The sequence below is a fragment of the Streptomyces sp. CT34 genome (assembly GCF_000805335.1).
Classification (GTDB): domain Bacteria; phylum Actinomycetota; class Actinomycetes; order Streptomycetales; family Streptomycetaceae; genus Streptomyces.
This window is the reverse complement of the sequence record NZ_KN708638.1, coordinates 7,284,141-7,298,401: the sequence shown is the minus strand read 5'-3', so window position 1 is coordinate 7,298,401 and position 14,261 is coordinate 7,284,141. Positions and strand designations below refer to the sequence as shown.

At 71.7% G+C, this 14,261-nt stretch carries 10 protein-coding genes and 3 pseudogenes; 6 read left to right on the top strand and 7 right to left on the bottom strand.

What is annotated here, in order from left to right; all coding sequences use genetic code 11:
* Both RZ84_RS31815 and RZ84_RS31810 read right to left on the bottom strand, forming a co-directional pair.
* Positions 1 to 860: oxygenase MpaB family protein (locus RZ84_RS31815; RefSeq protein ID WP_198540175.1), on the bottom strand; the 860-nt coding region annotated here is incomplete at its 3' end.
* A 26-nt stretch (positions 861 to 886) separates the two neighbouring features.
* Complete coding sequence (locus tag RZ84_RS31810; protein WP_063772725.1) at positions 887 to 1,804, bottom strand: oxygenase MpaB family protein; 918 nt, start codon at positions 1,802 to 1,804, stop codon at positions 887 to 889.
* A 110-nt stretch (positions 1,805 to 1,914) separates the two neighbouring features.
* Between RZ84_RS31810 and RZ84_RS31805 the strand changes: the two genes are divergently transcribed.
* The 4 genes and pseudogenes from RZ84_RS31805 to RZ84_RS42050 form a co-directional block, all read left to right on the top strand.
* Positions 1,915 to 2,535, top strand: coding sequence for a DUF6230 family protein (locus RZ84_RS31805; RefSeq protein WP_043267858.1), 621 nt, complete (start codon positions 1,915 to 1,917; stop codon positions 2,533 to 2,535).
* Positions 2,536 to 2,565: 30 nt separating this feature from the next.
* Complete coding sequence (locus RZ84_RS42425; protein ID WP_052230302.1) at positions 2,566 to 3,852, top strand: DUF6114 domain-containing protein; 1,287 nt, start codon at positions 2,566 to 2,568, stop codon at positions 3,850 to 3,852.
* Positions 3,853 to 3,972: 120 nt separating this feature from the next.
* The gene (locus RZ84_RS31795; RefSeq protein ID WP_043267856.1) at positions 3,973 to 4,854 is read left to right on the top strand and encodes an oxygenase MpaB family protein; all 882 of its coding nucleotides are present in this window, start codon (positions 3,973 to 3,975) and stop codon (positions 4,852 to 4,854) included.
* A gap of 501 nt (positions 4,855 to 5,355) precedes the next feature.
* Positions 5,356 to 5,415, top strand: a pseudogene (locus RZ84_RS42050) (hypothetical protein); the annotation flags it as partial.
* Between the two features lie 125 nt (positions 5,416 to 5,540).
* Here the strand turns inward: RZ84_RS42050 and RZ84_RS31790 are convergent.
* A complete protein-coding gene (locus tag RZ84_RS31790) occupies positions 5,541 to 6,131 on the bottom strand; it encodes a TetR/AcrR family transcriptional regulator (RefSeq protein ID WP_052230598.1) in 591 nt (196 codons plus the stop codon).
* 173 nt (positions 6,132 to 6,304) lie between these two features.
* Here RZ84_RS31790 and RZ84_RS31785 point away from each other — a divergent pair.
* A pseudogene (locus tag RZ84_RS31785) lies at positions 6,305 to 6,853 on the top strand (sphingomyelin phosphodiesterase); the annotation flags it as partial.
* 122 nt (positions 6,854 to 6,975) lie between these two features.
* Here RZ84_RS31785 and RZ84_RS31780 read toward each other — a convergent pair.
* From RZ84_RS31780 to RZ84_RS31770, 3 genes are all read right to left on the bottom strand, one after another.
* On the bottom strand, positions 6,976 to 7,506 hold the full coding sequence (locus tag RZ84_RS31780) for a macro domain-containing protein (RefSeq protein WP_107068203.1): 531 nt from the start codon (positions 7,504 to 7,506) through the stop codon (positions 6,976 to 6,978).
* 153 nt (positions 7,507 to 7,659) lie between these two features.
* A complete protein-coding gene (locus RZ84_RS31775) occupies positions 7,660 to 9,102 on the bottom strand; it encodes an amino acid permease (protein ID WP_043271443.1) in 1,443 nt (480 codons plus the stop codon).
* A 130-nt stretch (positions 9,103 to 9,232) separates the two neighbouring features.
* Positions 9,233 to 11,083 (bottom strand): AMP-dependent synthetase/ligase, encoded by a 1,851-nt coding sequence (locus tag RZ84_RS31770; RefSeq protein ID WP_043267850.1) that lies wholly within the window; start codon positions 11,081 to 11,083, stop codon positions 9,233 to 9,235.
* A gap of 113 nt (positions 11,084 to 11,196) precedes the next feature.
* Here RZ84_RS31770 and RZ84_RS37445 point away from each other — a divergent pair.
* Positions 11,197 to 11,910: pseudogene (locus RZ84_RS37445) on the top strand (MerR family transcriptional regulator); the annotation flags it as partial.
* A 70-nt stretch (positions 11,911 to 11,980) separates the two neighbouring features.
* Here the strand turns inward: RZ84_RS37445 and RZ84_RS31760 are convergent.
* A complete protein-coding gene (locus RZ84_RS31760) occupies positions 11,981 to 14,257 on the bottom strand; it encodes a 3-hydroxyacyl-CoA dehydrogenase NAD-binding domain-containing protein (RefSeq protein WP_043267846.1) in 2,277 nt (758 codons plus the stop codon).
* Positions 14,258 to 14,261 lie beyond the last annotated feature (4 nt).

The window sequence follows — 14,261 nt, the reverse complement described above, 5'->3', positions numbered from 1 at the left end:
GCCGCTCCCCCCCGCTCCCGGTGGGCCGCCCGGTGCGCGCGGCGGGCCCGCCGCGCGGGCGGCATGAACCGCAGCCGCTCCGGCAGCAGCGGCACCACGATCCGCACCACCCGCCCGAACCGCCGCAGCCGCCGCTCCTGTTCGTCGGTCCACTCCAGCCCGATGGCCTGCCGTGCGTCCGGCGGCATCAGCCCGACCGTGACGAACCGCCGGAAGCGCAGGAACCGCGGCAGCAGTACCGGCCAGGTCAGCCGCAGCAGCCACCGCACCGCCCGCGGGCCCCGGTCCGGCACCGGCATCTGCCGGTCGGTGGCGATCAACTCCCGTACCACCACGGTCTCTTCGAGCTCGTTGTCGAGCACCTTGCGGTAGTACGGCCAGAACTCCTCGATGGTCTGCGGCATATCGCGGTCGTGGATGCCCAGGACCCGGCCGACCTGGAGCCACTCCGCGTACAGCTGCCGCTCCTGCGCCGGGGTGAAGGGGCGGCCGAGATAGCGCTGGGTGTGCCGGAACACCGGGAAGCCGGTGGCGTGCACCCAGGCGTAGTGGGCAGGAGTGAGCGCGTGGTACTTGCGGCCGTGGGCGTCGGTGCCCTGGATGGTCCGGTGCAGCCTCCGCAGCCGCCGCCCCTCCTCGGCCGCCCGCTCCCCGCCGTAGACCCACAGCTGGAGCGAGACCAGCGAGCGCTCGCCGCGCCCCCACGGGTCCGTGCGGAACACCGAGTGATCGTCCACGCCGGCCCCCACCGCGGGGTGCGCGACCTGCATCGTCAGCGCGGCGGGCAGCGTCAGCAGCGTGCGGATGTCCCCGACCAGCGACCAGAGCACGCCTCCGGGCGGCGGGGGATTGGGGGCCATTCGTACCGTATTCATATCATTACTCATCATACGGTGGCCCCCAGCGGTCGCCGGGTGTGCGGGTCCGTCCCGGGCCGGTGGGTGTGCCAGTACGCCAGGAACATCGCCGGGGCGATCCGCAGCGGCGGCGGCACCAGGGCCGTCAGGCAGCGCACCACGCGGGCGAACCGCCGCAGCCGGCGCTGCTGCCGGTCGGTCCAGCGCAGCCCGAGCCGGTCACGCAGCACGGGCGGCAGCACACCGACGGTGACCAGCAGCGCGTAGTGCGAGGCGAGCGCGGCGAACGGCCGCCACAGGAACGCCGGGAGCCACCGCACCGGCGGCTTCTGCGGATGGGCCAGCTCGTCGAGGACATCGCGCACCGAGCGGTTGCACTCCAGTCGCTCGGCGACCACGGCGTCGTAGTACGCGCAGAACGACGCCCAGTCCGGCGGGAGATGATGGTCCTTCAGCCCCCAGACCCGGCCGACGTCCCGCATCTCGCGGTAGTACTCCTCGGTCTCGTCCGCCGTGAGACCCCTGCCGAACAGCCGCAGCGCGTCGACCGGGCCGCGGACGAGGGTGGCGTGCACCCAGTGGTACGCCTCGGGGTGCAGCGCGTGGTAGCGGCGACCGGCGGCGTCGGTGCCCTTCATCCCCCGGTGGACCTCGATCAGCCGCCGGGCCTCGGCCGTGGCGGCGGCCTGCCCGCCGTAGATCACGGTGCCCAGCGAGCCGACGGTGCGCAGCAGCCGCTGCCAGGGCTCGGCGCGGAAGTCCGAGTGGTCGGCGACGCCGGCGCCGACCACGGGGTGGGCGACCTGGAGCAGCAACAGCTGAGGCGACGTCAGAAAGGCGCGGGTGTCGCCGAAATGGCGCCAGGCCATACCGCCGCGGCGCGGCGCCCGGACCTGCGAGAGAGAGTGCGGTGCCGGATGGTCGAAGGGGATGTCGGCTGATGTCACGGTGTCCCTCCTGCCTCCCTGGTGAAACCGTGCCGGCAGTGTTGACGCGACTCGTGAAACAAGTCAATAGTCTTTGTAACATTGACTCACCACCGTCGGGAGGCCCCGAAATGGCCGTGAGAACACGTGAGTTGAGCCCCGAAGGACGTACGCACTGGAAGCGCACCGCGGTGATGCTGGTGCCCGGGGTGGCCTGTGTCGGCGCGGTGGTGATCGCCCTGGCGCAGGGGGCGATGGCGGCGTCCTTCGCGGTGTCCGGCAAGAACTTCAAGGTCTCCGCCGACGAGATCACCGGCCGGGGGATCTCCAGCTTCCCGTCCTCGCTCGGCAGCACGGACGGCACCGGCCATGCCGTCCTGCTGGCCGGCATCAAGTCCGGTACGGCGAAGGGGGTCTGCCTGTCGATGAAGCAGAAGCTGCCGCTGGTCGGCGAGGTGTCGCTGCTCGTCCGGTCCGGCGGCGAGAGGCCCGTCACGGGCGAGAACCTCGTCGTCGACGCCGATGCGCTGACCAGCAGCGGCGGCCGGGTGACCGGTGTCCAGGCGGGCCGGGACGCGTCAACTCTCGGCGGCGCGCCGGGAGTCAGCGGTCCGCGGGGTCTCTTCGGGGTACAGGCGAGCACCGCGCTCGCCCGGGACGTCAGGAGCACCGCCTGGGCCTCGAACGGTGGCTCGCTGACCCTCGACCGGGTCGACATCGAGCTCAGCCGCACCGGCAAGGAGTGCTACTAGCCGGGACCACCAGCCGAGAGGAGACCACCCGTGATCACCTTTGTCCTCGGCTTTCTCGCCGAGCTCGCCAAGGAGACCGGCAGCTGGCTCGACCGGATCCTGCCCGCGCCCGGACTGCGCCGGCCGCTGCGGTCCTGGCGCCGCCGCCGGCCGTTCTGGGCCGGACTGTGGGCGGTGGCCGGCGGCCTGGAGCTGATCGCGCTGCCGCTCGCCCCGCTGCCGCTGATGCTGCGGGTCGGCATCGGCGCGATGTCCGCGATCGGCGTCGGGCTGGTGCTGATCGCCGGCGGGCTGTTCTTCGTCTTCGCCCCCGCCCAGCGGATGTTCGTCTCCGTCGTCACCGCCATCGCCTCGCTCGTCTCCCTCGCCACCACCAATCTGGGCGGCTTCGGGATCGGCTGCGGGCTGGGGCTGCTCGGCTCGTCGATGGCCTTCGGCTGGCTCCCCGACGTTCCGGGAGCGGACGGCGGCCGGCCGGCCGAGCAGGAGTCCGCGGCAGCCGCCGGGGCGGTGACCGCCGGCCCAAAAGCACCTGAGGGCCGGCGCGTCCGGCCGCCGGTACCGGGCGCCTCCGCCCTCGCCCTCGCCCTGCCGCTCGTCCTCGCCGCGGGGCTCGCGGTCGCCGCCCCGGCACGCGCCGCGACCGCCCGCCCGGCCACCGGCGACCCCCGCCACGCGCTCGGCGACGTCGCCCTCCCCTGCCTCACCGGCGTCGACACCGGCGGCGCCGGCACCCCCGGCCCCACCGGCCCGCCCCCCTCCGGCGGCGACCGCCCCGCACCGCCCACCACCACCGCCCGGCCCGGCACGATCGGCGACCCCGGCGACCTCACCCCGCTCGCCCCGCCGCTGGTCGTCGGCGACCAGCCGGGCCCCGGCCGCGCCGCCTACCCGGTCAGCCCCTACTTCCCCACCGTGGGCGCCACCCGCCTGGCGTCCACCGACGCGATCATCCACGGCGCGACGTACCTGCCCACCGTCGGCGGCGGCCGGATCAAGGTGCTCTGGGTGCACGCCGCCCGTATCGTCGCCGACCACTACCGCCTACGAGTTCCCGGCCCGGACGGGACACCGCACACCCTCGACGTCCGGCTCGACATCCGGAACGTCGATGTCTACGCCACCTACCTCAGGGGCTCCCTGGACATCCCCTGGCTGAAGGTCGGCACCCCTCAGCTCTGCATCGGCGCGGACATCGTGCCGGCCGATCTCCCGATCGCCGTCCGACTCCCCGAACTGACCATGGAACCGGTCACCGCGGGCCAGGTCCTCGTCGACGCCGCGGACGTCCGCTACACGGTCCTGAGCGGTCACTAGCTCCTGTCGCCCAACTCCCGTCGTCCGCCTGAAGGGCAGCGGAGGGAAGGGAGTTCGTCGACAGGGCCAGGCAATCCACCCGATGGCCACAGAAGGCCACGACGTCAGGAGGTACGCGCCATGGGCCGCTACAGCCGGCTGCGGGAGATCCGCCGGATGGACCCGGAGCGGGACTTCGAGCAGATCTTCCGCTGGATCACCCGGTACGAATTCCCGTGGGACTACACACAAGGCGTCTCGATCGCCTTCCTGCGCGACTACGGCGTACCGCGCATCTCCCAACTCCTCGACCGGACCCGGGAGTTCGAGCGATACGGACAGAAGCGCTACGACGACACGCTGCTCTTCGGGTACGAAATGGCGGCCGAGGGCTTCGACTCCGCGCGGGGCCGCGCCGCCGCCCGCCACCTCAACCGCATCCACGGCCGCTACCGCATCGCCGACGACGACTACCGCTACGTCCTCGCCACCACCGTCGTCGGCCCCAAGCGCTGGATCGACCGCTACGGATGGCGCCCGCTGTGCGCCAACGAGCACCAGGCCCTCGCCCTGGTCGGGCACAAGCTGGCCGGGATGATGGGCATCGAGGGCGCCCCGCGCACCATGGCCGGTTTCGAAAAGCTCCTCGACGACTACGAAGCCGAGATGTTCGCCTACGACCCGGCCAACCACCGTGTCGCCAACGCCACCTTCCGGGTGATGGCCACCTGGTACCCGGCTGCGCTCCGCCCCGCCCTCGCCCGCTTCACTCTCGCCCTGCTGGACGAGCCACTGCTGTGCGCCCTCGGCTTTCCCCAACAGCCGCCCTGGCTGCGGATGTTGGCCCACCGCACGATCCGCGCCCGCGCGGCATTCGTCCGGCTGCTGCCGGCCCGGCCCGAGTCCCGCCCCGGTCTTGCCGAGCCCCGCTCCTACCCGTTCGGCTACACCCTCGACGACCTCGGGCCCGCCTGGGCCCGGCACCGACCGCTGCGACCGCTGCCCTGCGAGGACGCCCGATAGACCGCGCTGCTCTCCCGCTCCCCCGTCACCGGCGCACCGGTCGACGAACACCCCGCGCACGACCCCGAGGAGATCCGGGCGGCCACCGGCCGGGCCCGTGCGGCGACCCTCGGCCGGGCGGCCTGCGGCCGGTCGGGCCGCCGTGCCCGGCTGCTCGCTGGAAGCGCTCCCCGGCCCGGCGGACGGACGAGTTCGTGGAGCGGATCAGCACCGAAACCGGCAAGCCGGCGCACGACGCGCGGGCCGAGGCACTGCCGGCCCTGGTCCACCTCGACTGGGCCGCCCGCAACGCACGCGCCGCGCCTCGGCCCCCCGCCGCATCCCCTCCGGCCCGCTCGCCGTCCACCAGTGGGCCCTGCTCACCCAACTCGCCACCGTGCGGCGGCATATGAAGGAGGCCCTGGCCGCCGGCGCCCGCGCCGCCTGCGGCGGTCCGGAATCGTCCACCCGCCGTACGTCCACCCCGCCGTCCTGGTCGATGTCCCCGAGGACTCCCCGGCCATGTGCGAGGAGACCTTCGGTCCGGTCGTCGCGGTCAACGCGGTCCGCGACCTCGACGAGGCCGGCGAGCGCGCCAACGCCTCCGACTCCGCCCTGGTCACCGCCGTCTTCACCGGAGAAACCCTGGCGTCCGGCCCGCAGGCCACCCCCGCGGGCCGGCTCGCGGTCGAGGGCCGGCTCGTCCGTCAGCGGTCGAGCAGCGGGGCCAAGTACCGCCGGGCGAACTCCCGGGCCTGCTCGTCGTCGTCCAGCGCGAAGCAGCTCACCGGGTTCAGCAGGAAGGACACCGTTATCCGCACCATCAGCTCCGCGACCGCCGTCGGATCGCCCGCTCCCCGGCCCTCGCCGCGCCGGGCCCGCCGCAGATGCCCGGCCAGATACCCCCGCATGGCCAGGAAGGAGGGGCCGCTCTCCAGGGTCAGATACGGCAGCATCGTCTCCGGCTCCAGCCGCAGCAGCCCCCCGATCAGCGGGTGGCCGCGAATCAGCCGCAGGATGGCGGCGAACCCCTCCACCATCCGCTCCTCCATCGTCGGCAGCCCGGCCACCGCCGCGTCCACCTCGGCGACGAAGTGCCGGTACTCCCGCAGCAGCACCCGCTGCACCAACTCGTCCTTGCTGCCGACCCGTCGGTAGACCGTGACCCGCGAAACCCCCGCGCGCTTGGCCACATCGTCGACGGTGGACCGCCGTAGCCCGAACGTCATGAACTGCTCGCGCGCCGCATCGAGGATTCTCTCCGTCAGCACATCACCCGCCGGTACGCCCTCCAGCATCCGCGCGAGCAGCGACCCTTCCTCCACCACGGCTCCCCCTCCCGACACTCCTCCGCCATCCGGCGGCACACCGCGCCGGCGACAAAGACACTAACCGAATAACTTTGTAACTACGCCCTGCCCAGGAGAGGTTCCGCGGCCACCGCCCCGCGCGGCATCACCGCTGGGAGCTGCAGTACGTCTACAAGGACGCCTGCGGCTCGGACTCCTACTCCAACAAGGGCTTCGCCTATGCGGTGTTGGACGTGAACGGCAGCAGGGTGCATGTGGTGGGCACCCACACCCAGTCCACCGACTCGGGCTGCCGGGCCGGCGAGGCCGCCGCCGACCGCGCCGAGCAGCTCAAGGAGACGGACGCCTTCCTCACCGCCGAGAACATCCCGGCGGACGAGGAGGCCATCGTCACCGGCGATATGAACATCGACTCGCACGGCCCCGAATACAACGCGCTGCTCAGCAACGGCAACCTGACTCCGGCCGACAGCCGCACCGGCCATCCGTACTCCTTCGACACACGGGAGAACCCCGTCGCCCGGTACCGCTACCCGAACGATCCCCGCGACGACCTGGACTATGTCCTCTTCCGCAACGGGCATGCTCGGCCCGCCCGTTGGCGGAACACGGTGATCAAGGAGGAGTCAGCACCCTGGACCGTCTCCGGCTGGGGCAAGGACTACACCTACACCAATCTCTCCGACCACTATCCACTCCTCGGCGGCTGACCGGCGAACGGCCGGCCCCCGGTGCGCCGGCCGGCGGCAGCCGCCGCGGCGCCGCCGGCCGTCAGGGACCGTCGCCCGTCGGCGGCCGTCAAGGACCTACGGATATCGGCGGCCGGCGGTCGTCAGTGGGCCTCACCTCGGTCATCGGTTCGGTCATCGGTTTGGTCGTAGACCGTCACCGCCACCCCGCGTCGGACGAGCCGGGCGGATATCAGCGGCTCCACCCGGGACCACCGGCCGCCCGCCAACCCGCAGCCGATGCGCGGCATATGGACCGAGGCACCGAGCTCCAGCGCCTTGTCCGCCACCCGGCCCAGCCCGGCCGCTATCGCCTCGTACCGCACCGGCACGCCCTTGCTGCCGGTACGGATACCCCGCTGCCCCACGAGATTGGCCACCCACAGATGATCCGCGACCGGCACGAACTGGGCGGCGCCCAGGCCGAAGTCGTTCCGTGCGCGCTCGCGGTGCCAGCGGCGATAGGCCCGCTCGGGCTCCGGCCAGCGTCGGGAGACGGCGAGCACGAAGCCCTTGCCCCAGCCCCCGAGGTCGTTGCAGACATGCACGATCATCTTGACGCCCTTGCCCCGCGGCGCCGTGGCGTCCCCTTTGACGTAGACGATTCCCATGGCATCCCCCGTTCTCCCAGCCATGTCTCAACGGTACGGGCGACCACTGACAATCGGCCCGGAGCGCCGGGTAGGGCCGTCGCTCCGGGCACCGCGGACCGTGCGAAAGGGCGGCTGCGGAAGCCCATCGGACCTCCGCAGCCGCCCTCGATCACCCGGGCGCGCCTGACGGCGCGGCTACTCGGCGAGTTCGCGTTCCTCGGCGATCCGGTTGACCCGGCCGCGCACCGCGAACCAGCCGCCGACCAGCGCCGCGGCCAGGACCGGGATCAGCATCACGGTCTGCCGGCCGACGCCGTCGTCGAACCACATCAGCACGATGACGCCGAGCAGGAAGGCGATGGTGGCGATATCGGTGACCGGCGTGCCCGGGAGGCGGAACCGCGGACGCCGCACCAGCCCGGCCTTCGAGCGCCGGACGAACACCATGTGGCAGACCATGATCGTGCACCAGGTGCTGATGATGCCCAGCGCCGCGATGTTGATCACGATCTCGAACGCCTTGCCCGGCAGCCAGTAGTTGAGCCCGACACCGAGCACGCACACCGTGGAGGTGAGCATGATGCCGCCGTACGGCACCTGGTTGCGGTTCATCCGCCCGGCGAACTTCGGTGCGGAGCCCGCCATGGACATCGAGCGCAGGATGCGGCCGGTGGAGTACAGCCCGGAGTTCAGACTGGACATCGCCGCGGTGAGCACGACGAGGTTCATCACGTCGCCGGCGTGCGGGATGCCGACGTGGGACAGCACGGTGACGAAGGGGCTCTCGTTGGCGCTGAAGACATTCCACGGCAGCAGCATCGCCAGCAGGATCACCGAGCCGACGTAGAAGATGCCGACCCGCCACATGATCGAGTTCACGGCCTTGGGCACGACCTTGTGCGGCTCGCTGGTCTCACCGGCGGTCACACCGACCAGTTCGACGGCGGAGTAGGCGAACACGACGCCCTGGAGCACGATCACCACGGGCAGCAGACCCGTCGGGAAGACGCCTCCGTTGTCGGTGATCAGGTGCAGACCCGGTGTGTGCCCGTCGACCTGGTGCTGGGTGGCCAGCAGGAAGATGCCGATGAACATGAAGACGACCAGCGCCGCGACCTTGATGATCGCGAACCAGAACTCCATCTCACCGAAGATCTTCACCGAGATCAGGTTGATCGAGAGCACCACCGCCAGCGCGATCAGCGCCATCACCCACTGCGGAATGCTGGTGAACAGGCTCCAGTAGTGGGTGTACAGGGCGATCGCGGTGATGTCGGCGATACCGGTGGTCGACCAGTTCACGACGTACATCCAGCCCGCGACGTAGGCGCCCTTCTCGCCCAGGAACTCCCGGGCGTACGAGACGAACGAACCGGACGACGGGCGGTGCAGCACCAGCTCACCGAGCGCCCGGACGACGAAGAAGGCGAAGAGGCCGCACACCGCGTACGCGACGGCCAGCGCCGGTCCCGCGCTGTGCAGTCGGCCGCCCGCCCCCAGGAACAGACCCGTGCCGATCGCCCCGCCGATGGCGATCATGTTGATGTGCCGGCCCTTCAGCCCCTTGCTGTAACCGGCGTCGCCCGCGTCCTGCCGGGCCTCACTCCCCCCGTCTGATGACCTCTGTTCTTCATCGATGACGGTTTCTGCGCTCACTACTGGTTCATCTCGCTTTCAGGGAGATCTGGACCAAGACCGGCTCCGCGGATCGCGCGAACGGCCGACGGCACACCTTCCCCGGAAACCGCTCCCCCGTCTGTGGGCGAGATCACATGGCGTACATTCGCTCAAGGAGTTGTCCGTATTTGTGGCGAATGACACGGCGTCGCAGCTTCAACGACGGCGTTAGTTCGCCACTTTCCGGCCCCCACTCCTCGCTCAGCAGCGAAAATCGCTTGACCTGTTCCGTGCGGTTCAGACGGGCGTTGGCGGCCTCGACGGCCCGCTCGATCTCCTCCTGGACTGCCGGATGCCGGGCCAGCTCCGCCACCGTCCCCTCGATGCCCCGTCGCGCCGCCCAGGCCGCGGCCGGCTCGGCGTCCAGCACCAGCAGCGCGACCAGGTACGACCGGCCGTCGCCGTGCACCAGCGCCTGGCCGATGAGCGGGTGCTCCTTGAGGGTGTTCTCGACCAGCGCGGGTGAGACGTTCTTGCCGGTGGAGGTCACGATCATTTCCTTCTTGCGGTCGGTCAGCCACAGGAACCCGTCCGCGTCGACCCGGCCGATGTCGCCGGTGGCGAACCAGCCGTCCGCGTCGGTGGCCGGCTCCACCGTCCCGTCGGCCCGCAGATAGCCGGCACACACCGTCCGGCCCCGGACCTCGATCTCCCCGTCCGGTGCCGTCCGTACCTCCACGCCGTCGATCGGCCGGCCGACCGAGCCCAGCCGGAATCCGCCGGGGCTGTTGGTCGTGGCGACGCCGGCCGTCTCGGTCAGCCCCCACGCGTCCATGATCACGATGCCGAAACCGGCCCAGAAGCGCACCACCTCCGGCGGCATCGGCGCGGACGCGCTCGCCGTCCACACGAGGCGGTCGAAACCGGCCCGGGCCAGCAGCGGGTCCAGCACCTCGGCCTTCGCCCGGGCGTACCGGGCCGCCAGCTCCGCGGACGGCCGCTCCCCGCGCTGCCGGCAGTCCACGTGGGCGCGGGCACACTCCCCCGCCGCCTCGACCGCCGCCCGCGCCTCCTCCGGGAGCCGCGCCAGCGCGGCCCGTACGGACGCCGCCAGCTTCTCCCAGACCCTCGGGACGCCGAAGAACTGGACCGGCCGCAGCTCACGCGCGCTCGCCGCGACGGCCGCCGGATCGGCGCAGAGATAGACCTGCGAGGCGCGGAAGACCGGCAGGTAGATGCCCAGCATCCGCTCGGCGATATGCGCGAAGGGCAGGTAGCAGAGGTGCTCGGCGTGCTCGGGGAGTTCCACCGCACCGTCCAGCGCCAGCGCGTTCAGCAGCACGTTGCGGTGGCTGATCACCACGCCCTTGGGGTCGCCGGTGGTACCGGAGGTGTAGACGACGGTCAGGGTGTCGCCCGCGTCGGCCTGCCGCCACGCCGCCTCGAACGCGCCGGCGTCGAAGAGCTCGGCCCCCCTCGCCGCCAGCTCCGCGTACGTCCCGTATGCCCCCGCCGGCACCGGGCCGCCGGTCCTCGGCCCGTCCGCCGGCGGCTCGACGACCACCAGTCGCTCCAGCTGGGCGCCCGCGTCGTCCAGCAGCGGCGCCCAGCGCCCGAGCTCCCGCGGGCCCTCCACCACGGCGAGCCGGGCCCCGCTGTGCCGGGCGACATGGGCGATCTGGCCCGGAGCCGCGGTGCCGTAGACGGTGGCCGGGACCGCGCCGAGATGCACCAGGGCGAGGTCGCTGAGCCAGTGCTCGGGGCGGTTGCCCATCATGAGGAGGACGATCTCGCCGCGCCGTACACCCAGTGCGCGGTACCCGGCGGCCAGCTCGCCGACCCGGCGGCGGACCTCGGCCCAGCCGATCGTCCGCCAGCCGGTCGCGTCCGGCGCGCGCCAGGACAGGGCGGGCAGCGCACCGTGGTCCTCGGCATTGCGCAACAGCAGGGCGGGCAGCGTGAGTTCGCCCGGGTCGCCGGGCATACGCAGGATCGTGGTCAAGGCGGCCTCCCGATGGCATGGGCCTGATCTGCGGACCGAACGGGTTTCCTGACGGCGGCGCCGAGCGGTGGAGAAGGTTTCACAAGAATGGTGAGACAGCAATACTGTTGAACATGATGGAGTCCGCCCCCGACCTGACGGTCGACGAACTGGCCGCCCGCGCCGGCGTCACGGTGCGCACGATCCGCTTCTACAGCACCCGCGGACTGCTGCCGCCGCCCGAGATCGGCCCGCGCCGGGTCGGCCGCTACGGACCGGACCACCTCTCGCGGCTCGCGCTCATCGAGGAACTCCAGCACCAGGGCCTGACCCTGTCCGCCATCGAACGCTACCTGGCGCAGCTGCCGCCCGATCTGAGCGCCCAGGACCTGGCCATCCACCGGGCGCTGGTGGCCAGTTGGATCCCGGACACGGCGGAGGACGCCACCAGGGAGCAGTTGGAGCGGCGGGCCGGCCGAGAGCTGACCGAGGAGGACCTGGACCGGCTGGCGGCGATGAGCGTACTCGTCCGGACCGCGGACCCACAGGTCTTCCGGGTCGATCCGGGGCTGCTGCATCTGGGGACGCGGCTGCTCGATGTCCCGATCTCGCTGGAGACGATTCTCGCGGCGCGCACCGTCGTCATCGAGCACACCCGCTCGGCGGCCCGTGAGCTGAGCCGGCTCTTCACGGACGAGGTATGGGGGCCGTACCGCGAGGGCGGGCCGGACGAGGAGGAGATGGCGCGGATGAAGTCGCTCTCCGCCCATATGCAGCCGATGGTCGTGCAGGCACTGGTCACCGCCTTCCAGCGGTCGATGAAGGAGGAGCTGCGGGAGTGGTTCGGCAGGGGCGAGGGCGGCGGCCGGGGCGAGGGGGGACGGGGGCGGGCCACGGCGGCCCGCCCCCCGGCCCGGCTCAGTCGCCGAACCGCTCCCCCTTCGCGGCCTTCTCGACCAGCAGCGCCGGGGGCGCGAACCGGTCGCCGTAGGCCGCCTGCAACTCCCGGGCGCGGGCCACGAATCCGGGCAGGCCGACGAGCTCCTCCCGGCCCGGCCCGGCGGCCTTCTCCCGCCCTGGCCCACCTGCCGTCTCCCGCCCTGGCCCACCGGCTTTCTCCCGCCCTGGCCCACCCTGGTAGCCGTTGATGTACTGGAGCACACCGCCGGTCCAGCCCGGGAAGCCGATGCCGAGGAGGGAGCCGATGTTGGCATCGGCGACGGAGGTGAGCACGCCCTCCTCCAGGCAGCGGACGGTGTCCAGTGCCTCGGAGAACAGCATCCGCTCCTGCATGTCGAGGAACGGGATGGCGGCGCCCTCCTGCTGGAAGTGCTCGCGCAGCCCCGGCCACAGACCGGTCCGCCGGCCGTCCTCGCCGTACTCGTAGAAGCCCGCGCCGCCGCTGCGTCCGGGGCGCTCGAACTCGTCCACCATGCGGTCGATGACCGCGTCGGCCGGGTGCGGCTGCCAGGTGCCGCCGGCCTCCTCGACGGCCCGCCTGGTCTCGTTGCGGATCTTGCGCGGCAGGGTCAGGGTCAGCTCGTCCATGAGGGACAGCACCTTGGCCGGGTAGCCGGCCTGGGCGGCGGCCTGCTCGACGGAGACCGGGTCCAGGCCCTCGCCGATCATCGCCACGCCTTCGTTGATGAAGTGGCCGATGACGCGGGAGGTGAAGAAGCCGCGGGAGTCGTTGACGACGATCGGGGTCTTCTTGATCTGGCGCACCAGGTCGAAGGCGCGGGCCAGCGCCTCGTCGCCGGTCCGCTCGCCCTTGATGATCTCGACCAGCGGCATCTTGTCGACCGGCGAGAAGAAGTGCAGGCCGATGAAGTCGGCGTCCCGCTCGACGCCTTCGGCGAGCAGGGTGATCGGCAGGGTGGAGGTGTTGGAGCACAGCAGCGCGTCGGGCGCGACGATGTGCTGGATCTCCTTGAACACCTTGTGCTTGAGGGCCACGTCCTCGAAGACCGCCTCGATGACGGCGTCGCAGCCGGCGAGGTCGCCCGGCTCGGCGGTCGGCGTGATCCGCGCCAGCAGTTCGTCGCGCTGCGCCTCGGTCGTCCGCCCCTTGGCCAGCGCCTTGGCGAGCAGCCCCTCGGAGTACGCCTTGCCCTTCCGCGCCGCCTCCGGGGTGACGTCCTTGAGGACGACCTGGATGCCGGCCTTCGCGCAGGCGTAGGCGATGCCGGCGCCCATCATGCCGGCGCCCAGCACCGCGACCTTCTCGACCGTGCGCGGCGCGATGTCCTTGGGGCGGTTGGCACCGGAGTTGACGGCCTGGAGGTCGAAGAAGAACGCCTGGATCATGTTCTTGGAGACCTGGCCGGTCACCAGCTCGACGAAGTAGCGCGCCTCGATGGTCTGGGCGGTCTCGAAGTCGACCTGGGAGCCCTCGACGGCCGCGGCGAGGATGTTGCGCGGCGCCGGGTACGGCGCGCCGTTGAGCTGCTTCTTGAGGTTGGCGGGGAACGCCGGGAGGTTGGCGGCGAACTTCGGGTGCGCCGGGGTGCCGCCGGGGATCTTGTAGCCCTTGACGTCCCAGGGCTGCTCGGACTCGGGGTGGGCGTCGATGAACTCCCGTGCCTTGGCGAGCAGTTCCTCGGGGGTCTGGGCGACGTCGTGGATCAGCCCGTTGTCCTTGGCGCGGGTGGCGTTGTACTGCGTCCCCTGGAGCAGCACCTTCAGCAGCGCGTCGGTGATGCCCAGCAGCCGGACCGTACGGGTCACCCCGCCGCCGGCGGGCAGCAGGCCGAGGGTGACCTCGGGCAGGCCGATCTTGGTGCCGGGGGCATCCAGGGCGACGCGGTGGTGGCAGGCCAGGGCGATCTCGTAACCGCCGCCGAGCGCCGCGCCGTTGATGGCGGCGACGACGGGCTTGCCGAGCGTCTCGATGCGGCGCAGATCGCGCTTGATGCCGTTGCCGGCCTCGAACGCCTGCTGAGCCTGCTCGGGGGTGACCGCGATCAGGTCGCGCAGGTCGCCGCCGGCGAAGAAGGTCTTCTTGGCGGAGGTGAAGATGATGCCGCGGATGCCGTCCTGCTCGGCCTCCAGGCGGTCGGCGACCGCGGCGAGGGAGGTCTTGAAGGCGTTGTTCATGGTGTTGGCGGACTGGTCCGGATCGTCCAGGACCAGGGTGACGACGCCGGTCTCGTCCTGCTCCCAGCGGATGGTCGACACGGCAGCGGATTCACTCATGGGT